The 24,289-nt window shown below is 37.2% G+C and carries 20 protein-coding genes; 5 read left to right on the top strand and 15 right to left on the bottom strand.

All coding sequences use genetic code 11. From position 1 onward, the window contains the following. Positions 1-5: 5 nt before the first annotated feature. The 7 genes from MHI40_RS03900 to MHI40_RS03870 all read right to left on the bottom strand — a co-directional run bounded on the left by MHI40_RS03900 (position 6) and on the right by MHI40_RS03870 (position 9,788). Complete coding sequence (locus MHI40_RS03900) at positions 6-1,328, bottom strand: TRAP transporter large permease (RefSeq protein WP_340761600.1); 1,323 nt, start codon at positions 1,326-1,328, stop codon at positions 6-8. Continuing rightward, positions 1,325-1,819 carry a TRAP transporter small permease gene (locus MHI40_RS03895; RefSeq protein WP_340761599.1) on the bottom strand — a complete coding sequence of 165 codons (495 nt, stop codon included), beginning with the start codon at positions 1,817-1,819 and terminating at the stop codon, positions 1,325-1,327. The genes MHI40_RS03900 and MHI40_RS03895 overlap by 4 nt, the downstream gene beginning before the upstream one ends. A 12-nt stretch (positions 1,820-1,831) precedes the next feature. After that, positions 1,832-2,845, bottom strand: a complete 1,014-nt coding sequence (locus tag MHI40_RS03890; protein ID WP_340761598.1) for a DctP family TRAP transporter solute-binding subunit — start codon at positions 2,843-2,845, stop codon at positions 1,832-1,834. A 4-nt stretch (positions 2,846-2,849) separates the two neighbouring features. Next, positions 2,850-4,157: a (Fe-S)-binding protein gene (locus MHI40_RS03885; protein WP_340761597.1), complete on the bottom strand. Its 1,308-nt coding sequence runs from the start codon at positions 4,155-4,157 to the stop codon at positions 2,850-2,852. Then, positions 4,150-5,559 carry an FAD-binding oxidoreductase gene (locus MHI40_RS03880; RefSeq protein WP_340761596.1) on the bottom strand — a complete coding sequence of 470 codons (1,410 nt, stop codon included), beginning with the start codon at positions 5,557-5,559 and terminating at the stop codon, positions 4,150-4,152. The genes MHI40_RS03885 and MHI40_RS03880 overlap by 8 nt, the downstream gene beginning before the upstream one ends. 287 nt (positions 5,560-5,846) lie before the next feature. Continuing rightward, on the bottom strand, positions 5,847-6,929 hold the full coding sequence (locus MHI40_RS03875; protein ID WP_340761595.1) for a CdaR family transcriptional regulator: 1,083 nt from the start codon (positions 6,927-6,929) through the stop codon (positions 5,847-5,849). A gap of 264 nt (positions 6,930-7,193) precedes the next feature. Beyond that, the gene (locus tag MHI40_RS03870) at positions 7,194-9,788 is read right to left on the bottom strand and encodes a bifunctional 2',3'-cyclic-nucleotide 2'-phosphodiesterase/3'-nucleotidase (protein ID WP_340761594.1); all 2,595 of its coding nucleotides are present in this window, start codon (positions 9,786-9,788) and stop codon (positions 7,194-7,196) included. Positions 9,789-10,193: 405 nt separating this feature from the next. Between MHI40_RS03870 and MHI40_RS03865 the strand changes: the two genes are divergently transcribed. Then, positions 10,194-11,024 carry a DUF2599 domain-containing protein gene (locus tag MHI40_RS03865; RefSeq protein WP_340761592.1) on the top strand — a complete coding sequence of 277 codons (831 nt, stop codon included), beginning with the start codon at positions 10,194-10,196 and terminating at the stop codon, positions 11,022-11,024. 632 nt (positions 11,025-11,656) lie between these two features. Here the strand turns inward: MHI40_RS03865 and MHI40_RS03860 are convergent. Genes MHI40_RS03860 through MHI40_RS03850 form a run of 3 tightly spaced genes read right to left on the bottom strand, consistent with a single transcriptional unit; the run spans position 11,657 to position 14,124 of the window. Further along, the gene (locus MHI40_RS03860) at positions 11,657-12,979 is read right to left on the bottom strand and encodes an ABC transporter permease (RefSeq protein ID WP_340761591.1); all 1,323 of its coding nucleotides are present in this window, start codon (positions 12,977-12,979) and stop codon (positions 11,657-11,659) included. Further along, a complete protein-coding gene (locus MHI40_RS03855; protein WP_340761590.1) occupies positions 12,976-13,635 on the bottom strand; it encodes an ABC transporter ATP-binding protein in 660 nt (219 codons plus the stop codon). Before MHI40_RS03855 ends, MHI40_RS03860 begins: the two co-directional genes overlap by 4 nt. A 54-nt stretch (positions 13,636-13,689) precedes the next feature. Then, positions 13,690-14,124, bottom strand: coding sequence for a VanZ family protein (locus MHI40_RS03850; protein WP_340761588.1), 435 nt, complete (start codon positions 14,122-14,124; stop codon positions 13,690-13,692). 161 nt (positions 14,125-14,285) lie between these two features. Here MHI40_RS03850 and MHI40_RS03845 point away from each other — a divergent pair, with 161 nt between their 5' ends. Next, a complete protein-coding gene (locus tag MHI40_RS03845; protein WP_093537156.1) occupies positions 14,286-14,474 on the top strand; it encodes an acyltransferase in 189 nt (62 codons plus the stop codon). Positions 14,475-14,565: 91 nt separating this feature from the next. Here the strand turns inward: MHI40_RS03845 and MHI40_RS03840 are convergent, their stop codons facing one another. The 4 genes from MHI40_RS03840 to MHI40_RS03825 form a co-directional block, all read right to left on the bottom strand. Continuing rightward, on the bottom strand, positions 14,566-15,369 hold the full coding sequence (locus MHI40_RS03840; protein WP_340761587.1) for an isoprenyl transferase: 804 nt from the start codon (positions 15,367-15,369) through the stop codon (positions 14,566-14,568). A gap of 257 nt (positions 15,370-15,626) precedes the next feature. Beyond that, positions 15,627-16,772 (bottom strand): hypothetical protein, encoded by a 1,146-nt coding sequence (locus MHI40_RS03835; protein ID WP_340761586.1) that lies wholly within the window; start codon positions 16,770-16,772, stop codon positions 15,627-15,629. A 391-nt stretch (positions 16,773-17,163) separates the two neighbouring features. Then, a complete protein-coding gene (locus tag MHI40_RS03830) occupies positions 17,164-17,634 on the bottom strand; it encodes a competence protein ComK (protein WP_340761584.1) in 471 nt (156 codons plus the stop codon). A gap of 253 nt (positions 17,635-17,887) precedes the next feature. Then, positions 17,888-18,241 (bottom strand): RNA polymerase sigma factor, encoded by a 354-nt coding sequence (locus MHI40_RS03825; protein WP_340761583.1) that lies wholly within the window; start codon positions 18,239-18,241, stop codon positions 17,888-17,890. A 560-nt stretch (positions 18,242-18,801) separates the two neighbouring features. Here MHI40_RS03825 and MHI40_RS03820 point away from each other — a divergent pair. Genes MHI40_RS03820 through MHI40_RS03810 form a run of 3 tightly spaced genes read left to right on the top strand, consistent with a single transcriptional unit; the run spans position 18,802 to position 23,059 of the window. Then, positions 18,802-21,024 (top strand): EAL domain-containing protein, encoded by a 2,223-nt coding sequence (locus tag MHI40_RS03820; protein ID WP_340761582.1) that lies wholly within the window; start codon positions 18,802-18,804, stop codon positions 21,022-21,024. Between the two features lie 24 nt (positions 21,025-21,048). Beyond that, a complete protein-coding gene (locus MHI40_RS03815; RefSeq protein ID WP_340761580.1) occupies positions 21,049-22,683 on the top strand; it encodes a thiamine pyrophosphate-binding protein in 1,635 nt (544 codons plus the stop codon). Further along, the gene (locus MHI40_RS03810) at positions 22,646-23,059 is read left to right on the top strand and encodes a carboxymuconolactone decarboxylase family protein (RefSeq protein ID WP_340761579.1); all 414 of its coding nucleotides are present in this window, start codon (positions 22,646-22,648) and stop codon (positions 23,057-23,059) included. Before MHI40_RS03815 ends, MHI40_RS03810 begins: the two co-directional genes overlap by 38 nt. 467 nt (positions 23,060-23,526) lie before the next feature. Here the strand turns inward: MHI40_RS03810 and MHI40_RS03805 are convergent, their stop codons facing one another. Beyond that, complete coding sequence (locus tag MHI40_RS03805; RefSeq protein ID WP_340761578.1) at positions 23,527-24,234, bottom strand: class I SAM-dependent methyltransferase; 708 nt, start codon at positions 24,232-24,234, stop codon at positions 23,527-23,529. Between the last annotated feature and the right edge of the window lie 55 nt (positions 24,235-24,289).

Below are 24,289 nucleotides of genomic sequence, written 5' to 3'. Positions count from 1 at the left end.
CCCCTTTATTTTACATTCAATAGATCAGGTAAAAACGTTGATAAGGACGGAATAAATGTAATGAACATTAAAACGATAATGGCTGCCACTATAAATGGAACTACCCCTCTGGATATGCCAATAATATTCGTCTTAGAAATACCCGCCGCTACGTATAGATTGAGTCCTACAGGTGGTGTAAAAAGACCTATTGCAAGATTTACAGTCATGAATACACCAAATACGGTTGGATCCATATCGATGAAAACCATAATTGGAAGCAATATAGGTACGAATATATAAAAAGCGGAAATGGCATCGATAAATGCACCTGCGATTAAAAGCAATAAATTGATCAATAAAAGAATGACAATTGGATTACTTGAAATCGATAAAATCACATCACTCATATCTCGAGCAATTTGCTCCGTTGTAATTATGTAAGCAAACACAGAAGCAGCACTAACAATAATCATAACGACTGCAGTCTGAAGAGAAGCATCTACAAAAATACGATACATACTCTTGAAAAGGTTTTGCCTTAATACAAACAAACCAACGATTAGGCCATATACTACCGCTACTACAGCAGCTTCTGTTGGAGTGAAAAACCCTCCATATATTCCGCCTAAAATGATGAAAGGTATAAATAGTCCTGGCAATGCACTGACAAAAGCTTGCCATCTTTCTTTACTTGTAGCTTTTTGAATAACATCCTCTTCAGGCCGAAAAGTCCCTTTTTTCACTTCTCTATGGCGCACGTAAAATGCAGCTACAATGAAAGCCAGACCCATGATCAATCCAGGAATGACACCTGCTAAAAACAGACGATTAATCGTAATAGGAATCTGATCCCCTGCTACAACTGCAAAGACGATGAAGGCAATACTAGGTGGAATAATGATTCCAATTGCACCTGAACTTGCAACTAGCGCTCCAGCTGTTTCTTTTGTGAAACCACTTCTAACCATTGCAGGTATGAGAATACCACCAATTGCTGCAACAGTAGCTGGACCAGAACCTGATATAGCTGCAAAGAAAACTGCTACCAATACAGTTACAAGAACAATACCGCCTTTACGATGTCCAACCATGGCCTGTGCGAATTCTATTAATCTTCTGGAAATTCCTACATGATCCATAATTACTCCAGCTAATATAAAGAAAGGAATTGCCAGTAACGTAAATTTCGCTACACTCGTATACATAATATCCGTTACTGCTTCGAGACCGTATAACCCACTTGATGACACTAAGACGATCAACGAAGAAACCCCAAGGGAAACGGCAATAGGAACACGAAGGAAAATCAGTACAAAGAATGCTCCAAATAATAGTAATGCAATCATAGTAACTCCCCTTCCTTATCAATAGATGCTGGTTCCTTAAGCTGCCATTCCACCAAGCCAACCTGAATTGTTCGCACGATACATAAAATTGCTCCTATAGGTAGGGACAAAGTCATCACCCATGTTGGCCATCCTAGTGCAGGTGTTTTCTGGCCAATCTCCATTTGGAATATGATCGTCTGAATGCCATACCAGAACAGGACTCCAAATAGAACTAGTCCTGCAATTGTAGAAAGGGCAATCATCCCACGTTTTGCTACTTTTCCTCCCATATCATAAAGTAGGGTAAAACCAAGGTGTGAGTAATTACGCACACCCATAGCCGTACCTACAAAAGTAAGAAGGACGAAAAGGTTAATAGTCAACTCCTCTGTAAAGGACAGAGAAATTTCAGCAAAGTTTCTAGAAACAATATTAGCAAAGGCAATAATAGTCATTGCTAATAATGCTAAAACTAGAATAATTTCTTCTACCTTATCTAGGATTTTCATCCGACTTCCCCCTTATCTCTTTTGAAAAGCTTCCAGCAATTCAGCACCCCAAATGTCTTTGTATTTAACAAATAATGGCTCTACTGATTCTTTAAATGCAGCAAGTTCTTCTTCTGTTGGTTCATAAAATTGCATGCCGCTTGCTTTTAATTCTTCAATTTGAGTTGCCTCTTTCTCACGTGCCTGCTCCACTTGATACGCTGCTGCTTCTTTCCCTAAACGATCGAAAAGTTCTTTATCTGAATCACTTAACGAGTCATATAGTTTCTTATTCATCCCAAGCACTAGTGGATCGTATGAATAGTTCCACATTGTCATGTAATCTTGTACTTCATTTAACTTAGATGAAAAAATAACATCTATCGGATTTTCTTGACCATCGATAGTTCCTTGTTGTAATGCCGTAAATACTTCAGAAAAAGTCATCGTTACAGGGTCTGTTCCTAGTTCACGGTATAAGTCGTTATACATCGTAATTCCTGGAATACGAAGCTTCAACCCTTTAATATCCTCTGGATTTTTTACTTCCCGTACACTATTAGTTAGTTGACGGAAACCATTTTCCCCAAACCCTAAAGCTTGCACTCCTTTTTCAGACAATACTTTTTTTAATTGATCTCCTCCATCACCATCGAATACTTTATCTACTTCGTCTAAATTGTTAAATAAAAACGGTGCAGATGCGACACCGAAACGATCATCCAAGATGGAATAGATAATAGTTGAGTTGAAAGTTAGATCAATCGTCCCTTTAGAAAGCCCCTCTACCGCTTTACCAGAATCTCCACCAGATAATTGCTCATTTGCATATAGTTCTAGATTAATACGTCCGTCACTTTCTTCTTCTAAATCCTTTTTCAACTTTTCGGCTGCTTCATACCAAGTAGAAGAGTCAGAAACTGTCACTGACATTTTCAAGTTATATTCCTTGTCCTCTGCAGACGATTCCTCTCCACTACATGCTCCTAAAAGTAGAACTGCTGATAACCCGATTGTTGTAAAAATGGAACGTTTTGATTTCTTCATTTCCTTACACCCCTTTTTTATAGTTGATCATTGATTCATATAAAAAATCAACGATATGTACAGCCTCCATTTGCTCCGATAAACCTTCTTTTTCAATACCAACCTTCATTTGAAGTAAACAGCCTGGATTGGAGGTCACGATTTTCATCGGTGCCACCTCTATCACCCCTTTCATTTTTTGTTTAAGTATTTGAGCAGACATTTCAGGTTGCAATATATTATAAATGCCTGCGGAACCACAGCAGCCTGCTGCGTTCGGCATTTCCTGGAATTTATAACCAGGTGCTGCTTGTAGTAATGCACGCGGCTCCCTCCAAACCCCATTCACATTGCGTAAGTGACAGGAGTCCTGATATGTAACAATTGCGGAAGAGTCATTATTATTTTGTGGAAGCTTTTCAAGCAATCCTAACTTAACTAATAAAGATGAAATATCAATAATTTTTTCAGAAAATCTCGCTGCTTCTTCTGTCCCAAGGAGTTTTCCATATTCACTAAGAAATGCTCCACAGCCTCCAGCATTTTGTACGATAAAATCATAGTCATTATGATGGAATGCTCGTATATTTTTCTCGGCATTACGCTTTGCTTTCGGCACTTCGCCACTATGGCCATGAAGTGCACCACAACATTGTTGGCCAGGGGGTATCTCTACTTCCACATCCAACATATTTAATAGTTCAATCGTTCGCTGATTAGTTTGTTGGAACATAGTTTCCATAAGGCACCCTGTGAAAAAGGCAACTTTTGTGGAAAGAGCTGTTGTTTCCCTTTTAGGCTTTTTCAGCTTAATTTTTGGCAATACAGCCTCCATCTCTTTAAGCTGCGTGGAGAAAAGATCCATAAAACCAATTTTTCGAGCTACTTTTTGAATACCTGTTGCCTGATACAAAGCAATCAGCTTTACTGTTCCAGCCATAACCTTCTGATCTGCAAACAACCCATCAAATGTTACTTTTCTAATAACCTTTTCTTTCAAACTAGTAGGTTTTGCTTCCTGAATGGCATGTCGCGTTTCCTCTATTAACGTCCCATATTGCACACCTGCCGGGCATGCCGGCTCACAAGCACGACAACCTAGACAGACATCAAAGGCTTCCTCTACGGATCCGTCCCACTTCACAACGCCATCTCGCACGGCCTTCATTAATGCGATTCTTCCACGAGGTGAGTGTGTTTCATCTTGCCCAGTCATAATATAAGTAGGACAGGCAGGCAAACAGAATCCGCAACGCATACAATCCATTAGCAAATCTTCTTGTACGTGCTCCTGAAAGCTTTCTTGCATCCGCTCTGCGAGTAGGCTAGCCATATTGCAGCACCACCCTTGGTTTCGTTGACTTGGCAAATAATTTACCTGGATTGCATATATTATTCGGGTCAATCGCCTGTTTAATAGATTTCATAAGCAAAATACCTTCTGGTCCTATCTTCCACTCCAAGTACGGAGATTTCATTTCTCCTACACCATGTTCTCCGGTTATCGTCCCACCAAGTGCAATGGCAGCTTCAAATATTTCAGCAAAGGCAGCATCTACTCTTTGCATTTCTTCTTCATCCCGTATATCCGTTAAGCAGGTCGGATGCAAGTTGCCATCTCCTGCATGACCAAATGTATAGATTTCCACCTGGTGTCGCTCTGCTATTCGTTGAATCTCACGAACCATTTCAGCTATTTCAGAACGGGGAACCGTTGCATCCTCTAAAATCGTAGTCGGTCGTTTCCTTGCAAGTGCAGATAGGGCACTTCGTCTCCCAGCTTTTAATCGAAGTGCTTCTTCGGTAGAGTTTGCTATGGCAGTAGAGGTGGCCCCATTTTGCTTTGCAATTTCGATCATTTTTGTAACGTCAGAACTAACTGTTTCCGTTGCACCATCCTGTTCCATCAATAACATTGCTTCTGCATCGGTTGGTAAGCCCAGACACATGAATAACTCCACTGCGTCCATTGTTCCTCGATCCATAAACTCCAACGTAGCTGGTATAATTTTTGCTGCTATAATTTCCGAGACAGTAGAAGCAGCAGCTTCTAATGAGTGAAAATAGGCAATACCTGTTTTCTGTGTCTGTGGTAGTGGTATTAGCTTTAGAGTTATCTCTGTAATTACTCCTAGAGTCCCCTCTGATCCAACAAGTAAAGAAGTCAGATCATATCCAGCTACATCCTTTGCCAATTTACCACCTGTTTTAATAATGTCGCCATTTGGTAATACCGCTTTCAGTCCCATGACATAATCCTTCGTTACTCCATACTTGAGCCCACGAAGCCCACCAGAGTTCTCACTTACATTCCCTCCTATTGTGGAAATTTTCATACTGCTCGGGTCAGGAGGATAAAATAATCCTCGTTCTTCTACATAATTACAAAGATCCAATGTAATAACTCCTGGTTGTACATCAATACATAAATTAGCTTCATCAAAATCTATTATTTGGTTCATTCTATTAAAAAGAAGTACAATCCCTCCACTAGTTGGTACAGTGCCTGCTGCTAAATTCGTACCCGAACCACGTGGCACGATCGGAACCATATACTTTTGGCAGACAAGCATAATTTTTTGAATTTCTTCTGTCGAGGCGGGTGACACAACAGCATCTGGTAGTGATTGGAAACCAGCCGCTGCATCATAGCTATAGCTTGTAAGATGTGCAGCAGATGTCTTTAAATTTGCATCTCCTACAATACCTCTAATTTCTTCCATCCAATGCAACATGCGTTTCTCTCCTCCAAGATAACTTTGGTAGCGCTTACAGTAATTCTACAAAACTATTCATTGTTTTAAAATGTCCAATAATCCAATAATTCTGAATATAACAATGTCTATTTTTGTCCATTTGGACAAAGATAAACATCTACTATTTTGTTAGGTATACGTAATTAATAATTTTCATATGTTTGAAATGATTTATACAGAAGAACAAGGAACACAAATAAACCATGAATCGAAATTCATGGTTATTGAATCTACATTATGGATTTAATCTGCCTTGGTTTATGTGATTATATTCGTTTATAAAGTCTATAAGCAGTGTAAATTTCAGCTAGATGTGCCCGATTAGACAATTGCATAGAAAGCAAACTTTCAATTTTGGTCAACCGATATTTTAATGTATTTTTATGTATAAATAATTTATCCGCAATTTCCTGTAGACTTCCATTGTCATTGAAATAAATATCCAGAGTATCTAAGAGCTCCGAATCCTCTAAAATGGGCTTTATCGTTCTACTCAAAAAAGTAAGGATACTCTCATCCGAAAGGTCATAGTATAGAAGTTCCAATTTGAGGTCTTCCTCAAAAATGATTTTCATCTGCCGAATCGAAATGTTAATTGCGGTCTGCGCCTGCAAGAAAGACTCTTTCAAGTTTCCTTGCTGACCTACTCCAATAGGTTGAAATTCTTTGAATATCTTCTTTAACCGTATCTCCATCTTCTCAAATGATGAAATCAGATGGTTTTTCTCAATCTCTGGTATAAAAAAGAGTAATTGGCCTAACCCAGACCGGACAATCATTAAGTCTGGATGTATCGTTTGGTTATTTCTCAAACGCTCTACTACTTCTTTATCAATATACTGGCTCCCCTGTAAAATAGCGATGCGGCAAAAGTTCTCAATGGGAAATCCCAATAATTTTGCTTTTCTTTTCACTTCTATATCAGATAGGTCCTTCAAAAAATAATCGGAAACAAAATACTCCAGTTCCCTAACCGATCGCTCTCTTTGTTGACGAGACAAAAAGTCAGTTACAAAAAGTTCTACTACCTTCCGAACAAGCTTTGCATACTTTTCCACTGTTTTAGGTGTACCAGTTATCCCAATAACGCCAATAGCCTTCTCTTCAATAACAATCGGCATAACCATCCCAGGCCGAACACCTTTCAACGCTTTACTCATCTCTTCCGTCATATGTAACTGTTTAAGACTTTTAATCGATATGGAAGCACCTTCATGAAACGTATTTAATCGCTGAGAATCTGTACTAGCTATAATGAATCCTGTGCGATCTGTAACTAAAACACTCTGATCAATAAGTGTGGAGAGCTCCTCCACAATTTGTTGACCTAAAACTTCTAAATCAAACATCGTCAACTCCTCCATTGCATTAAATTAACTACCCTATATATTGCATACTAGAGTATATAATAGCATAATTTTTTTGTTTAATATTTAGAATTCAAAGAATATTTTTAATTTATCAGAATTGTTCGCTACACATATTCCGTTGTCCCTGTGTAAGAAACAGTTTCGAATTGTTCGCTACAAAGGGACAAAAAAACACACCCTCCAGAGAAAACCTAGAGAGTGTGCATACTACAGTTAAATATCAGAATTGTTTGCTACACAGGGTCACTTAATAGAATACTTCCCAAACCCATCCGTACCTTCACCTACATACTTAATACTGCCGTTAGCAGGGATAACTTTTTCTGCTTGTTTAGAGGATTCGAATACGATTGTTGCGTTTGCTGGTAGTGCTGCAAATTTCCAGTTGCCGTCTGCAGAAGGATCGATTGTTTTCTCTGCAAGAATGTAGTCGATAATTGTTTGACGGTTTTCATCTGGGTAGATTTCGATTGCTGTTGCATTTCGTACGCCTGGGAATGTCCCATTTGCACGGTAGTTATTTGTTGCAACAATGAATTCTTGTTTTAAGTCAATTGGTTTACCATCGTATTGTAAATTTGTAATACGTGATGTTTTGTCATTTACTAGATTTCCATCTGCATCGTATTTTGCTGGTTTCGTCACATCAATTTCGTATGTTACCCCATCAATTACGTCATAGTTGTATGAGCGGAAGTCTGTATTGATCAGCTGTTGGTCGCCAGTTTTGGTTGCATCGATTTGGTTAAATTGGCCTGCAGACATTTCCAACCATTCTTTTACATCTGCTCCAGTTACTTTAACCGTTGCTACAGTGTTGTCGTATAAATATAAGTCAGCTACGTTTTTAATTGCTAGCTCGCCTTTTGGTACATAAGTGTAGTACTCAGGATCGCTTCTTGTTCCTGCTTTAAAAGGCGCACCTGCAGAAAGGACTGGCAATTTCTCATTAGCTGTACCTTTTAGTTTTGCTTTTACGTACTCCGTTTGCGCATTTGTTACGATTTGAATCGATGGATCATCTTGTACTTGTGAGAAGTAACTATGAATATCAGCTGTAGTTGTTCCTACTGCTTGACGTACATATTTAATCGTTCCTTCATGTGCTTCTTTTACAGCGTCTACAACTGTTTTATCAACATCCGTTGAATCTTTAGCGATAGTGCGAACTTCCGCTTTAGATTTCGTCACATTCCAGTCATTCCCTTTTTTCTCTAAAGTTAAATCAATTACACCTAAATGACTACCGAATTTACCAGGCATTACAACGGGAACGCCATTAATAGTACCGTTTTCGATATCAACATTTGTTAATGATGCATCCACTTTACCAGGGAATACTTGGTGTGCATGTCCTGTAATAATTGCATCTACGCCTTCAACTTTCGTCAGAAGATACGTAACATCCTCTTCGCCAACCTCATGCTTTGTATCTCCAAGACCTGAGTGGGAAAGTACTATAACTACGTCAGCTCCTGCTTTTTTCATTTCAGGGATGATAGCTTGTACTGCTTGTACAGAATCTTGTACTTTTACTTTTCCTTCTAGATGAGATTTATCCCATTTCAGGATTTGTGGAGGTACAATACCAGTTACCCCAACTTTGATCGTTGATTTATCGCCGTCCGCATCCACCACTTCTTGGTCTATCAATGTGTATGGAGTATACAATAGTTTCCCAGTTTTAGCGTCTTGCACATTCGCATTCACATACGGGAAGTTTGCATCATCCATTACTTCATCTAAATAATCTAGTCCATAGTTGAATTCATGATTACCAAAAGTTGCACCGTCATAACCCAACAATTCCATTGCTGTTACAGATGGATGTTCTTCTCCATCTACTAATTTATCTACAGCTTGCTTGTACGATCCAAGTGGAGTTCCTTGAATTGCATCTCCATTATCAAATAGTAACGAACTGCTATTTTCCGCACGTGCAGTTTTGATAAGTGTTGCTGTTTTCGCAAGACCTAAACTATTGGACTCTGTATCTTTGTAATAATCATAGTTTACGATATTTGTATGAATATCAGAAGTTCCTAAAATACGTAATGACACCGCATCTTTTGAACTTGAATCCGCTCCTGATGCTTTAATAACTGCTTCTACCTTTTTCAATAAATCTTCTACCATTGGATAGGCACTAGCAGTAGGAAGTCTATCCAATAAAGGCGTAATCGTATCGATTACTTTCTTAGCCTCAGCTTTATTGCCAGCTGCTAATAATTTCTCTGCTTGTACAACCTTCATATAAACAGTAACAGGAACCATCAACTGATTACGCTTCGTGTTTGCAGGTTCTTTATACTGGTCTAACAACAAATCTCTCGCTGCTTTTCCACTAAAACGATAAAGAATAGATGTACGACTCTTCAGTTGAACAGACAATTTATGATATAAAGTCTCAACCTTCGCCCAGTCCTTAGCAGCTTCTGCTTTTTTAATATCATTCATGATTGGAGTTAAATATTTATCTGCATAATTATAAGCATCAATATAAGGAATTATTCCTTTTGTAACACGTTCATTATATAGATCGTTTAAATCTTTCAGCAAAGCAGATTTATTTTTCGCATTAGATTTCGTAATAGCAGCCTTCGCTTTTACGTAATTATCTTTAGCTTTGTTAAGTGCTGGATATAACTCTTTGCTAGTAGCAAGTTTGCCACCTTGAGCAGGAACTACATATGCATAAGCTGCATTTTTCATATCTTTTCTCGCTTGATCCACAACATCTTGCATCGAACTACTAGCAAAACCTACATTCGTACCAGCAAATAAAGACGTGACTAAAGCCGCAGCTACTACTGATTTCTTAAACGTGTTCTTCTTCATCTTTTCACTCCTATTTAAATAAATTATTTTCTCCCAATTTTTACTTTATAAGCCCCACCCTAACGATAGTCCAACAAACCGCCTATGGCAATGAGAATATTGTAATAATTTTGTAAATAATAATAGGTTTATTTTCATACACTACAAAATAAATAAAATTTATTAAAAAAATCATAAATTTATAATGACAGCTTTATAGGTACATGTTATTATTGTTTTATCCAACAAAAGTAATGTTAAATTTCTATTAGTGTAGTTATGAGTGCTCATTATTGAGTAGGTAATTTGTAACTTATAAAAAATCAATTATTTCAAGATTTCTTGAGCTCTCTTAAAAACAGAGACTCTAGATTTGACGTTGGATATAGAGAGAGAAAAGTAAAATATCGTTAGGGGAAATTAATAATGAAGAGAATAAGTAAAAATTTCATCACTGTACTTACTGTATTTTTAATAATATTCGGGTTGGCACAAGTCACATCAGCAACGATGATTGAAAAATCTACTTTTTTGACAACGGAAGAAAACAATAAAATCAAAATTGGCTTACCAAAAATTATTTCAAAAGCTAAAGTAGAAACTATTAAAACCAATTTATATAATAAGGTTATTGAGGAAGATACCGAAACCTTGAATATTTCAGTAGTACCGTCCACAGACGGCACTACAATTCAGGTGCCATTGGAACTAGACAATGGAGAAATTGCTGTTCTGTACAAAAATGAATTGGGAAAAAGCTTCAATTCGGGTAATTTGTATAATAAGGACAAACATTCTATAGGGGTCATTAATACAGAATTAATAAATAATGATGGAAAGGCACAGCTGACTTCCACTGTTAAAAACAACAATATATTGCAACTTAACGTGAAAGCAAAAGATGTTTCAAAACTGATTCATATTCAGGTAAAGATGAACGTTACCTCTTTTGCAACTTATTTCACTAATAGCGAATGGATACACAGAAGTGGTATTACTTCATTAAGTCTGTCACAAAATCCAGATATTAGTGGTGGTTCTAAAAGTTCTGATCTAAACAAAGTTATTAAAATAGATGCTTGGGATAAAATAAAGTCTGTACATTCCAGCAATGAAAAGTGGTATAACGCGGGAGGTTTACAAGATCAATTTGAATGCCACTTTGATTTTGCAAAGAAGAAAAATCTTTGGAACTTAGAACCTCATCGACCAGATTTAGATTACTTCTCCACTGTATTAGCTTCTTGTAATCCCTAATATCATATTAAATAAAACAGTAGCAGAAGTAATTCCCCTGCTACTGTCACTGCCTCAATTAGAAATGAAAAACCTTTAAAAGTTGATTTAAGATCACATTAGAAACATTCAACCCATATAAACCTTTAGTTCCTAATTAATAATTTGTATTTTAGTTCAATAGAACTTAAAAATGTTAATTATATAGAAAATATTACTTATAAATTTACAATCTATATGATATTATTTAATAGAAATCCAATATACTTTCAATTAATTTTAGGTTCAGCACTTAGATACTTCTGCATATCTACATTGGAGTGTATACCTCCTTTCTATGATACAACGACTTTTAAGTAAGAACTTAACCTGTTTAAACTTAGGAGGCGTGTTATATTGCAGTCAAATTTTGATATAGAACTAGATAAAATTCTCGGCCCTCGTAATATTTTCCACATTATGGAATGTTATATCTGCGGATTCGATGAAATTTACTTTAGTGATTCGGAAACAAATCAACAAATTGGAGTAGCCTGCGAAGGATGTAATTACATAAAAAAATTTGATTTTTGAATAAATGCATCCTGAAGGTTTATTATATTTGCTTCCCACCACTCATATTGTATATAATCCCGAAGTTAGAATGGAGGGTATTACTCAAACCTCAAAGCCTTACTAGGTTTCATACTCGCTGCCTTCAACGCCGGATAAATCCCTACTAAACTACCAATGGTGACGGAAGTATACAACGCAAGCTTCACTGCCCACATCGGTAATACGAGTGCGAAGATTTCTATATTACCGTTCCAAACTTCGATGAAAGCATAGCCGAGGCCAATTCCTACAGCCCCCCCAATAATACATAGTAATAATGTCTCGAAGAAGAACTGCATCATGATTTCAAAAGTCGTGGCACCGAGGGCTTTACGTATCCCAATTTCTCTTGTTCGTTCTCGAACCGACATAACCATTACATTCATGATACCCGTTCCACTTATCAACAAAGCGGTAGCGGTTATTCCTACTAACATCACTTGTAATATCGAGGTTACTTTTCCAAGAGCCCCTAACATTTGATCTTGTTTTACCACACTAAAATCGATTTCTGAATGATTTGCAGCAAGTGCATTAAACACAGCCCCGTCCACTTCATCTACAACATCTAGACTAGAAGCTTCCACAATCATTTTCGTTAAGTTCTTCATATCTGTTGTAGCTAGTGCTGTTTCAATAGGCATGACTACATTATTATCTGTACTTGATCCTAAAGTGGCATTAGGCGCAAGAACTCCAATTACTTCATAAGACTCTTCATTGATCATAATCTTTTTTCCAACCAAGGAAGTCTCCTCTGCAGAAACCTCCTCCCCTAGAATCTTATTTAATATACGTTTCCACCATGACTTCGGCTCTATGTCATTTGTAGAACTGACTTCTTCCGCCTCAGGAACTTCATTTTTACCGAGCAAAGAATCGTGTATATTATTCCCAACTACAACCACTTTCGCTTCAGCTTGTTGCTCTTCCTTTGTAAAGAATCGACCTTCTGCAAGTTTCGCATGCTGAACGCGACTATACTGATCCGTTGTCCCCACTATCGCCGACTGAACATTCTTATCCTCATACTCTACAAAATTCACAGTCTCTAATTGAGGTGTTACTGTTTTCACATTTGGCACATTTTCAACTGCCTGTGCATCCTCGTATGTAAGTGTACTTGGTACGCTCGTCAACCCACTGAGCAAATCCTTTTGTCCATTAGCTGTATCGAGTACTCGTCCAGGCATGACTAAAATCTGCTCCGCCCCGAGACTTCCCATCTGTTTCATCAACGTGTCCTTTACACCAATCGCAATAGCAGTCAGCACAATGACAGCAAACATTCCAATAACCACGCCCATCATCGCAGATAGCACACGATAACGATTCGACCACAATCCAAAACAAGCTAATTTAAATGCAGTGAGTAACTTCATATAAGCACCCCATTCTGTAACCGTAAGATTCGACCCGCTCGTTCCGCTACTTCTTGATCATGCGTAATAACCACAATCGTGGCACCTCGTTCATGCACTCTGTCAAACAAACTCAAAATATTTTCAGTAGTCTCTTCATCTAGACTTCCAGTTGGTTCATCCGCTAATATCAAGCCAGGTTCATTCACTAGCGCTCTAGCGATTGCTACACGTTGCTTTTCTCCACCTGACAAACGATCTGGTTTTTGGTTCTTCTTATCCAACAAACCCATCTCATCGAGTAATGCAAGCACTCTCGCTTTTTTCTTTCCCAATCGTTTTCGACCATATGTTAATGGAAGAAGTACATTCTGAAATACTGATAAATTTGGGATCAATTGAAAATGCTGAAATACAAATCCAATTTCTTCATTGCGGAGTCGAACTCGTTTACCTCGACTCATTTTATGTACAGACCTTCCAGCTAGTTTATATTCCCCAGTATCTAGCACATCCAGTGTACCAAGTAAATTCAGCATCGTACTCTTACCGGAGCCAGACTTCCCCATGATTGCTACATATTCGCCTTGCTTCACTTTTAGATTAACTCCACGTAAAACCTCTGACTTTAGGTTTCCTGAACGATAATTTTTTCGAACGTCCTTTAAATCAATCATTCTATAACCTCCCTTTCCATAAAACCCTATACAATTTTAATCTAAAAATATCTTTTAAAAATATTTTCTCTTAAGATAAACGTAGAGAATTCCAAGGCTTGCACCAGAAATATCAATTAACACATCAGACACCTGTGCGCCCCTGCCATATATAAATAATTGAAGCGTTTCATCGGAGATAGCAAATAGAAGACAACAAACACCTGCTACGAAAACAATCTTCTTCCCTTTTCTCTTCCCTACATTTAATAGGTATGAAACCAAAACACCTAATATAAAATAAATGGTAAAATGTGCAAGTTTCCGAACAATATGATGTATATACTTTTGTTCAAATGCAGAATTTGGGAACAATAATTCCAATATATTTGTAAATAACATAGTGACCACGCTACTAAACCTAATAGACTCATTTACATTTTGTTGTGAAAAAAAATAGATTAAAATCATCCATAACAAGACAATGACTAACTTAAAATGTTTTTTCATTTGATAGCTTCCTTTTATACAAAATTCTTAGATAATAAAAAAAGTGATGCTAATATCAAAAAATATAGTATAAAATATTTTCAACTCTTAGCAAGATTTCGACGTTTTTTTTATGTTCCTACTGATATAGTGAGTAATAAAAAACGAAGGAGTGTATGCTATTGCAAAATGATTTTGTTTTACTGCTTGATACTATCATCGGTCCTAGAAATATTTTTCATGTGATGGAATGTGATATATGTGGTTGGAATGAAATCTACTATCAGCATCCAGAAACCAAAGTTCAAATTGGTTTTGCTTGTGAAGGATGCAATTATGTTAAGAAATTTGAATACTTAAATTGTATGTAAAACGAACATTTTCAGTAATAATTCATATAGCAAAACCCCATATAACTCATGGATATGGGGTTTCTACTGCTCTATTAAGTTTGTCAATCTCTTACTTTTCTTCTACATCTTCTTCTTTAAGTCCACCATATTTTCGATTTCTTTTTTGATAGCTTTCGATTCCATCCATTAAACAGGCTTCATCAAAGTCAGGCCATAGTGTATTGGTAAACCAAAACTCCGTATACGCTAGCTGCCAAAGCATGAAATTACTAAGGCGAATCTCTCCACTTGTACGGATTAGTAAATCTGGTTCCGTTAAGCCTTTTGTCATTAAGTGACTACTGATCAACTCTTCTGTAATATCGTCACAGGAAATGGTCCCGAGCTGCACTTTGTTTACAATTTGTTGAACAGATTGAATAATTTCATCTCGACTACCATAATTTAAAGCGAAGTTTAATATAAGTCCATCATTATGAGAGGTTTTTTCTACTGCTTTTGTTATGGCTCTCTTTGTATGTTCCGGGAGGAGATCAATATTCCCCATCAATTGCACCTGAATATTTTGCTCGATTAACTCAGGTAAATAGGTACGCATAAATTCTTCCGGTAACCTCATCAGATAATCTACTTCTTTTTTTGGTCTTTTCCAGTTTTCCGTAGAGAATGCATAAAGCGTTAATGTTTCTATCCCGACATCATTGGCAAACCTTGTTATCTTTCTAACCGTTTGCATCCCCTCATAGTGTCCAGCAATTCTTGGTAAGGAGCGTTTTTTTGCCCATCTTCCATTTCCATCCATAATAATGGCTATATGGGAAGGTAACTGTTCTATTTGCGCAAGTTCTTTTTTTTTAGTTAGAAGATCTTCACTTAACACTGTTTGTTTTTTTCGAAAAAGTTTGCTTATCATACCCATCCCACCTTAAAACTTTGCCAGTTATATTTATTTATCCTATCAGAAATTTTCACATATTACTCCTCTTGGAAAGGTTTAGCATCTTAATCGGGAGTAATAACCCTGATATTAATTCGATATTATATGCCTAATTTCACATGCCTGCTTCCTTCATAACATCCTTTAGTAACTTTTATCATCTTTACTAGTGAGCTATAAAATTTTTGAATAAAAAAAACTCAACCAATGAAGGCTGAGTTTTTATATAATACTTATTTAAATAGAATTTTAAATTCCACTGTTAGAGCAGTTCCATTGTTTACTGTGATTGGAAGACTCAATGTATGTCCTTTTAAATCTGCAAGTGTTTGAGAACCAACAGGAACTGTGGCTAGAAGAGTGTTAACTCCTTTTGTTGATAATGGATGATTGCCGTCAATGGCAGTTACCCCAAGTATATTTATAAAACTTGAGTAGAATTCTTTACCTAAGTAACTTGTATAATCTAAAGGATCCACGTCTTTATTTATCGTTACAGTAATCGAATTAGAAGCTGTCATCGTTGCAGTGATTTTGTCGCTTTGCGTAGTATTAAGTAAACCCACTAGACTTTTAACTTTACTATCAAGTACATATTGTGGAGAAAGTGTCGTATCATTTACTTGTTCTTTCATGCTCGTAACTTCTTCAAGTAAAGCGGCAACAAAAGAATTCTTGGAAGCATCAGGTAAACGCGGTAATAATGCCTCTACTTCTGCAAGTACTAATTCGGCTTGTTCTTTCTTATCATTAGCTAGTAAATCAGTTATCTCCACGTTTTTCATGTGAATAGTTACTGGTACCATTAATTCATCGCGAATTTCATTTGCCGGTTCTTTATATTCTTTTAACAATAGATCACGAGCAGCTTTACCGGAAAAACGATACAAAATGGCAGTTCTTCCTTTTAGTTGATAAGATAACTCATGGTATTTTTTCTCCACTGTTGAAAAGTCATTATTGGCTTTGGCCGCTTGAATATCACTCATAATTGGCTCTAAATATTTAATCGCATAGTTATATGCATCAATATAAGGAACTAATCCACCTGAAACTTTCTCATTATATAATGCATCGATCTCCGCTAATGTAACTTTTTTACTTGCCGAAGATTTAGTTGATGAAACTACCGCTTTTCTCGTAAGTTGATAGTTATTCTTTGCACTATTTAATGCAGAATACAATACATTACTTGAAACTAACCCTCCGTCTAAAGCTGGATACACATAGTGCGTCGTTGCCTTACTCAATTCTGTTTTCAATTTGTTCACTGATTGATCCACGGAACTGGATGCTCCAAAAGCAACGGTTGTTACGGATAAAATTGTTGCAGTAAATAGCACTAATACTGCTGTTTGTTTGATAAATATTTTTTTCATTTTTCTTTCTCCTTTTTCGCTCAAAACCTGTTGAATACTTCTTTTACTTCCAACTTCCTAATCTTACAATCCATGCCTTATAAATTCAATTTCATTTTTTTGAAATTTAATACTAAATATCCATTTAAATGTAATTATATGGTTTGCCAATTTTACCCATTGACATTTTCGTGATATTCATAATGAAATTTACCGATATCCAGCCAATATTTTCTCTAAAAATTGCAATCTACGTTTTTAATGGCATGAAAAAAGCATCTGAAAGTATCTTCAGACGCCACACTCTTAAAATATTTAGTTAGGAGACAATAATTTTAGTACCTTTCAATGCTATCTTTAGCTTTTTAGTTACGTAAACAATTGAAACGTTACTTTATGGTTCCTTTGTCCCCTACTTTTTTCGATGGTGGTGGATACCATATATATTTAACGAGGTGTGTAGTCTTTGATGTTGTTTGAGCAATACATGCTTGGAAGCATTGACAAAAACCGAGTGACCATTAGGAAAATGGATTATTGACTTTCCTTTGGTTACCTCCTCCACATGAATAGGGTGATTGAATATCCAAACACACTCCAAATGTCTATAGGACATAGTTGGAAAAGCACCGAAAAGATTTGGTTCTATCAACAGAGGTGTCTTTACAGAATAATTCATCAATTTTTTTATTGCCTTTAAACGACCTTCTAATGTCGATGCATAGCGATTACACGCTCCTTCCAACAAGTGTAAAGTACTCTCTTCTGAAAAATAAATACCATGGGTCGTCACGATTCGTGTCTTTTCCTTCCCTGTAAATACGGATTCTAGCATTAACGTCTCAGGATTTATCAATTCAGAATTCCCTTTAATCTTCTTCATCACACTTCCCCCTTTTTGTCCCCTCTCTATACATGTCTATCCTACCAAAACACTTTAGAACTTACTAGTATAAATTAACTAAATTTATTGAAGATTTTAAAAATAATTACTAATTCCCCCTTTTTCTTATAGGATATTTAGAACTTAGTCCTATCCCTCATCATTTTTTCCTGTCCGAGTGGTAAACTATAACTAAAAAAATACCGAGAAAGTGTCGGAATTTACTTTCTCAGCTTGGATTCTCTTGAAAACCTTATTTTTCTATTCGCTCTCTCAATTTTACAAGGATTCTCTCCCGTCTCTTTTTAATACCTGGTATCGTTATTCCTACTCGAGTCGCTACCTGTTGGAGCGAGATTCCCTCCACAAAAATCCACATCAGTAGTTCTCGCTCTTGTGTTTGCAAGGATTCAATTGCTCTTTCTAAATCCTCACTCACTATACTTAGAGCAAGATTTTTTTCCAGTAATACTGCCAATTTCTCATCCTCCACGAGGTCGGCATGCTCCTCCTGTCGCTTCTCTTTTTTCAATTCGTCTAGCACCCCACCATATATGGAACGATAAGCATAAGGTGCAAAATCCCCTTTGCCCTCATCGAACTTCACCCAAGCTTTCCATAATGCAATTCTTCCTGCTTGTCGATAGATTTCATAATTTCTTATAAATACTCAGCTTTCGAATACAAGCAGAAATCATCGGTTCAAACTGCTCCAACACTTCTTCAAAGTCCGTCAATGCTATGGTCCTTTAGAGTCATGCATGATTCGTATATTCCTAGGTAGCCTAAGAATAATAAAATCTCCCTGTATTAACCAATGAGTCTTTCAGTAGTAACGGCGCAGAGAACGTTAAGTTTTAGATTAGGAAACGCAATGTATTAGTACGTCGTTCCCTGTATAGGACACAATTCTGAATTAAATGCTACACAGGGAAACATATTGAAATCTACTATTGTCAGAATTGTTTGTTACATAGGGACATTTTGTTGAATTTAATCCCTTTTTAGAGTAAAGTATTTATGATTAGGAATTCTTTCTACAGGTTGTTTCGTAGCAGTCTTAACCTTTGTAGGAGCGGATTCTTTTTTTGTTATTTTATATGAAAAACTACGCACCTTTCTGAAAAGAGGGTATACATAGGAAAGAGATTTTTATAGGAGGAGAATATGAATACTACAGAGCCATACTACATTACAGAGTCTAAGAGAATCTGCAAGGTTGCAGGGATGGATCCAAACGAGGTATCTAGACCAAAGACTTTTTTAAGCGAAGTGGCTTTTGAACAGAAGCGAAAATCGTATAGTGAAATATTATCAGTGGTTAGCTTTTTCTCCAATAAGTTACTGGATTCCTTAAAAGGCACTCCGATACTCGTTGTCGTTTCGGATGCTGCAGGGTATTTGCTTGAAATTGAAGGCGACGAAACGATCAAGTCTACTATTGAACAATTCGGTATTAAACCTGGTAGCCTGTTCATCCAAGAAGAGACGGGTACGAATGTTATTAGCCTGACATTGCAGCAAAGACATCCGATTAGTCTGATAGGCGAACAACATTATCATACATTTCTTCAAGAAATAGCTTGCTACGGTACTACATTCAACTACACAGATGACAATGACTTGCTCGGTAGTGTGTGTATCATGATGCCTATCCAGTTTCAAAATGAACTGTTTTTATCAATGCTCACCCAGTCTGTTGACTCGATCGAAAGAGAACTCTTGTTGAGAAAACAAAACAAGAAACTTAATATTATGAACCAGATTATGTTAAGCAGAACGAGAAACGGCATTGTTATTACGGATGAAAAAGGAATTACAACCGAGTTTAATAATTTCGCGCAAATGATTTCAAAGAACAGTAGAGAATCAGTCGTGGGAAGAAATATTTTAGAATCCCATTTAACTGGAAGGTATTTCAAAGAAGTATTGGAAAGTGGAAAAATATTTAAAAATGAAGAAATAAAGTTTGAAGATGATGCAGGTAACCTAGTAGTTTGCCTATTCGATGCACAACCCATTTACGAGGATGACAAAATGATTGGTGCCTTTGGCCAGTTTAGAGACATTTCAGATCGATACACATTGCAGGAACAATATAATTATTTAGCCTTTCACGATGATTTAACAAATCTGCCAAACAGACGATATATGAATAAGGAAATAGAATCCATTATTAAGGAACTAAGTACAGGCCACCACAAGACCTTAGCCCTCCTATATATCGACTTGGATCGTTTTAAAATCATTAATGACAACTTTAGCCATTCCTACGGTGATAAGTTATTAGTCGAGGTAAGTACTCGTTTAAGTGGTTGCCTAGCAGAAAATGAGATGCTTGCACGAATGGGCGGCGATGAATTTATTTTCCTATTGCAAGATTTTACGGATACTGACTATGTCACAGCAAAAGCCGAAGAGATACTTCAACTCTTGCTACAACCATTTCTTGTGGACGGCAAAGAATTATATACGACTGCTAGTATTGGAGTTGCTATTTATCCCGACTATCCCATTACAATGGAACAGCTGATGGTCTATGCAGATAATGCAATGTATCAGGCAAAATCGCAAGGAAAAAATCGCTATGTCGTGCATACATCTGAATTATTAGATGCCATGTTGGACGACTATATGCTCGAGGTAGATTTAAGAAGAGCACTGGAGAAAAATGAATTCGTTCTCCATTATCAACCTCAGATTAATAACGAAACCGGTCAATTAATTGGGTTTGAAGCGTTAATACGCTGGCAACATCCCACGCTTGGGCAGATACCTCCAGATAAGTTTATAAAACTTGCAGAAGAAAACGGGATGATCACTCAAATTGGAGAATGGGTCATTGATGAGGCCTGTACGCAAAACAAAAAGTGGCAAGATGCTGGAATGACACCTGTAAAAGTGTCCGTTAATTTATCAACGCAACAATTTCTAACTAGAAATCTCATTACTTATATGGAAGAGGTACTAGAACGAACAGGTATCAATCCGGCTTATGTGGTCGTGGAAATTACGGAGTATATGGCGATGGAATACGAATACTCTATCCACGTATTGGAGCAGTTGAAAGCACTTGGTATTGGCATTAGTATTGACGACTTTGGGACTGGTTATAGTTCGCTTAATTACCTAAAGAATTTTCCAATCGATTATATTAAAATCGATAAATCGTTCGTCAGTGAAATTATGAATAATGAAAAAGATGCTGTCATTATTAAAGCAATTATCTCCTTAGCACATAATCTTCATAAAGAGGTAATTGCTGAAGGCGTGGAAACAAAGGAACAGCTAGAATTCTTGAAAACCCATCAATGTGATATTTCGCAAGGATATTTCTTTAGTAAACCCCTTCCTGTTGACGAGATTGAGAGAATCTATTTAGAACAATAATGACCTTAAAGGGAGAATGACACCATGAAAACAACATCATCGGTATTAGTTGCAAATTTTAAGCATTGGGGAATTCATCATATTTTCGGCATTCCTGGGAAGGCAATATCCCCTATACTGTTTGAGATATTAAATCATGATATGGAATTTGTATTAAGTAAGCACGAAGCGGCTGCAGGGTTTGAAGCTGCTGGCTATGCCTTGATGAATCAAAAAATTGGAGTTGCAGTTGGTACTTCTGGTCCTGGTGGTACTAATCTACTCACGGCTGCTGGCCAGGCAAAAGCATCTAATCTCCCTTTATTAATCATTACTGGACACCCTTCGATGAAGGATACCGGAAAAGCAATGGGTCAGGATTCTAGTATATTTAGTGCAGACCTCGTGGACATGTTCAAATCTGTCACGAAGTTTAGCGCTCGGGTAGAACGAGGAGATATGCTTCAGCCATTCTTGCAGCATGCACTAGAAAAAGCAGTATCTGGTGTAAAAGGACCTGTACATCTATCGATTGCATTTGATATTTTGTTAGAACAGATTGAACCGTTCTTGCTAGATTTACCAGAATCGCATGCAATGATTTCTCCTAAAACTAGTGATGTAATAGATAAACTAAATATAGCAAAGCGTCCTCTTCTCTTTTTAGGAAAAGGTGTGCATTCTAGTAAAGCCTACGCAGAAGTGCAGCACCTTGCTGAGCATTGGAATATCCCTGTCATTACCACGCCCGGTGGGAAAGGATCATTCCCTTCCAATCATAAGCTATCCTTAGGTGCATTCGGATTAGGTGGTACAGACGAAGCAACTGCATATGTAAAAGAAAAAGTGGACCTAATGCTTGTTATTGGTTCGCAGTTAAGTGATATGTCTATCGCTGGATTATCGGAAGCGATGTATCCAGAGCATCTGATCCACTTCGATTATGACCAAACCTTTATAGGTAAATCAATACAAGTGCCAACTACACCTATACTTGGTGATATAAAAGCAAACCTGACTGCAATATTAAAAGATATACCAAAAACAAATAGCGAAGCATTCTTAAAGCCAATCGATGATATATTGCTGCAGGTAAATAACCCTGGTGAACGAATGTCTGCTATCCAAGCATTGCGCTCGATGCGATATGCACTTCCCCACGATGCAATTGTTTTCGGAGATGATGGGAGCCACTCTTTTTACGGCATCAAATATTTTGACATATATAAGCCAGGAACGTTCTTCTTTGATGATATATTCGGAGCAATGGGCAACGGAATTGGCTATTCCATCGGCGCGAAACTTGCTGCCCCGGAAGAAAAGATCGTATGTCTAGTTGGAGACGGATGTATGTTCATGCATGGCACGGAACTTTCAACAGCGTATAATTATAACTCCGCGGTGTTGTTCATCGTGCTAAATAATGGCCGCTTAGATATGGTGGAAAAAGGCATGCAAAAAATGATCGGTACGTCTATCGGCGGTGTATATGAAACTCCGCTGAATGTAGCACGCTTTGCCGAATCTATGGGACTCGAAGCATTTACCTGCCTTAACCCTTATGAGTTAACCGATAAAATAGCTGAAGCATTACATAATATTGAACAAACAAACAAACCAATTGTCATTGAAGTATTAGTAGATGAAAACGAAATACCACCAACAATGGGGAGGCAATAATATGGATACCAATAAAAGGTACGAGGCCGGTATAAATGCAATGGAAGAACTTTTTTCGCAAGACGTACGTAATGGCATGGTAGGCATCAAAGATATTTCACCCGATCTATGGAACATGATCGTATCATTTGGCTTTGGCGACCTCTATTCTAGAAACACCCTTTCCCACGCACAACGGGAAATCATCACACTTACAAGTCTAATCACCCAAGGTGCTTTCGATCAACTAAGAGTTCACTTACAAGCAGCCTTAAATGTAGGTCTAACAAAAGAAGAAATTATCGAAATCATCCTCCACTGTACCGGATACGTAGGCTTTCCGAAAGCAGTTCATGCAATGGGGATTGCTGGAGAAGTATTTAAGGAAAATGAATAATAAACTTCATAAAAAGAGAAGAAAGCGCAATCCTAAAAGGACTGCGCTTTCTTCTTTCCCTAATGAGGGAATACACTCGGAAAATTTGTTATGTTGCTTGGTTAAACCGGAACTGACAATTTAAAACTTCATCTCGTCAGTGCAGTAATATTGTCTAATAAAAACTATTAGACATTGAGGTGCACTTCCACAAAAAACTTAACTTTCACTTACAAGTAAAACACGTTGGAACGGAACCTAAATATATCGGTTCCCGACGAGAGTACCTTTCGTCAGTAAAGCAAATTTTCCGCCAAGGCTGTGCAAATCATCCATTGAAGTCTTTTGTAAACACATCGTTTACCAGTCCCTTCCTACGGTAGTTCCGCCTTGTACTAAATATATACCCCGCATAGAACGGATTAAACATCTTTTTGTTCAAGTTTTTTTAATGTTTAGTTTCTTACACAGGGACACGCGTCAACTACTCATGCTTTACGACATTTAAATGCACGATACCCAATGAAATCCCTGTTATGAAATATAAACTCGTTATGCTCCTCCCATAGCTCAAAGAGTTCCATTTGTATGTTTTCCGATGGATTGATGTCGTTAATTTCACTTTGAAGAAGCACAGATGGCGTACTGATTATTTCAACTTGAGTAAACCCAGCTTGATGTAAACGCAATATCCATTCACCTTTATCTAAAATTTCATTGATACCGTAAAGACTACATGCTTTTTCTTGTTTTTCATCTGATAGGTATTGCTCTGCTACCATTTCAATCATGATTAAAGTTCCGTCACTTTTCAAAACCCGAGAAAGTTCATTTAACGTCTTCGATATATCCGTAAAAACAATAACAGACTCGGCTATAACTAACTCGAAGGAATCATCTACAAAATCCATACTTTGTACATCTCCTTCCACCACGTGGACGGAGGACTCACTATTTTTAAATCGTTGCCTCGCTTTTTCTACCATAACGGGATGCTTATCAATCGCTGTCACCTGACAATTAAATCTTTCGGCTAAGAAAGCTGCAGTCTGCCCTGTTCCACACCCTATATCTAATACAGACTGGTTTGATGGTATATTTTCAGTTTCCAATATAGATTGGGTTAGACTAAAGCCTCCAGGATGGGCACCGCCAATTCCAAAGTAAGCCAATATGTCTATATAAGCATTAGACAATGAATTTACCCCCTATTTTCAATATAGCTATACTATGCTTTTAAAGCATGTCTAT

The organism is Psychrobacillus sp. FSL H8-0510 (assembly GCF_038008345.1).
Classification (GTDB): Bacteria; Bacillota; Bacilli; order Bacillales_A; family Planococcaceae; genus Psychrobacillus; species Psychrobacillus psychrotolerans.
The sequence above is the reverse complement of the archived record's forward strand: the minus strand, read 5'-3'. Positions and strand labels throughout refer to the sequence as shown.

What these genes read in the sequence shown, in the direction of transcription:
- MHI40_RS03900 (WP_340761600.1), bottom strand. Translation starts at nt 1,328, where the DNA reads ATGATTGCATTACTATTATTTGGAGCATTCTTTGTACTGATTTTCCTT.
- MHI40_RS03895 (WP_340761599.1), bottom strand. Translation starts at nt 1,819, where the DNA reads ATGAAAATCCTAGATAAGGTAGAAGAAATTATTCTAGTTTTAGCATTA.
- MHI40_RS03890 (WP_340761598.1), bottom strand. Translation starts at nt 2,845, where the DNA reads ATGAAGAAATCAAAACGTTCCATTTTTACAACAATCGGGTTATCAGCA.
- MHI40_RS03885 (WP_340761597.1), bottom strand. Translation starts at nt 4,157, where the DNA reads ATGGCTAGCCTACTCGCAGAGCGGATGCAAGAAAGCTTTCAGGAGCAC.
- MHI40_RS03880 (WP_340761596.1), bottom strand. Translation starts at nt 5,559, where the DNA reads ATGTTGCATTGGATGGAAGAAATTAGAGGTATTGTAGGAGATGCAAAT.
- MHI40_RS03875 (WP_340761595.1), bottom strand. Translation starts at nt 6,929, where the DNA reads ATGTTTGATTTAGAAGTTTTAGGTCAACAAATTGTGGAGGAGCTCTCC.
- MHI40_RS03870 (WP_340761594.1), bottom strand. Translation starts at nt 9,788, where the DNA reads ATGAAGAAGAACACGTTTAAGAAATCAGTAGTAGCTGCGGCTTTAGTC.
- MHI40_RS03865 (WP_340761592.1), top strand. Translation starts at nt 10,194, where the DNA reads ATGAAGAGAATAAGTAAAAATTTCATCACTGTACTTACTGTATTTTTA.
- MHI40_RS03860 (WP_340761591.1), bottom strand. Translation starts at nt 12,979, where the DNA reads ATGAAGTTACTCACTGCATTTAAATTAGCTTGTTTTGGATTGTGGTCG.
- MHI40_RS03855 (WP_340761590.1), bottom strand. Translation starts at nt 13,635, where the DNA reads ATGATTGATTTAAAGGACGTTCGAAAAAATTATCGTTCAGGAAACCTA.
- MHI40_RS03850 (WP_340761588.1), bottom strand. Translation starts at nt 14,124, where the DNA reads ATGAAAAAACATTTTAAGTTAGTCATTGTCTTGTTATGGATGATTTTA.
- MHI40_RS03840 (WP_340761587.1), bottom strand. Translation starts at nt 15,369, where the DNA reads ATGATAAGCAAACTTTTTCGAAAAAAACAAACAGTGTTAAGTGAAGAT.
- MHI40_RS03835 (WP_340761586.1), bottom strand. Translation starts at nt 16,772, where the DNA reads ATGAAAAAAATATTTATCAAACAAACAGCAGTATTAGTGCTATTTACT.
- MHI40_RS03830 (WP_340761584.1), bottom strand. Translation starts at nt 17,634, where the DNA reads ATGAAGAAGATTAAAGGGAATTCTGAATTGATAAATCCTGAGACGTTA.
- MHI40_RS03820 (WP_340761582.1), top strand. Translation starts at nt 18,802, where the DNA reads ATGAATACTACAGAGCCATACTACATTACAGAGTCTAAGAGAATCTGC.
- MHI40_RS03815 (WP_340761580.1), top strand. Translation starts at nt 21,049, where the DNA reads ATGAAAACAACATCATCGGTATTAGTTGCAAATTTTAAGCATTGGGGA.
- MHI40_RS03810 (WP_340761579.1), top strand. Translation starts at nt 22,646, where the DNA reads ATGAAAACGAAATACCACCAACAATGGGGAGGCAATAATATGGATACC.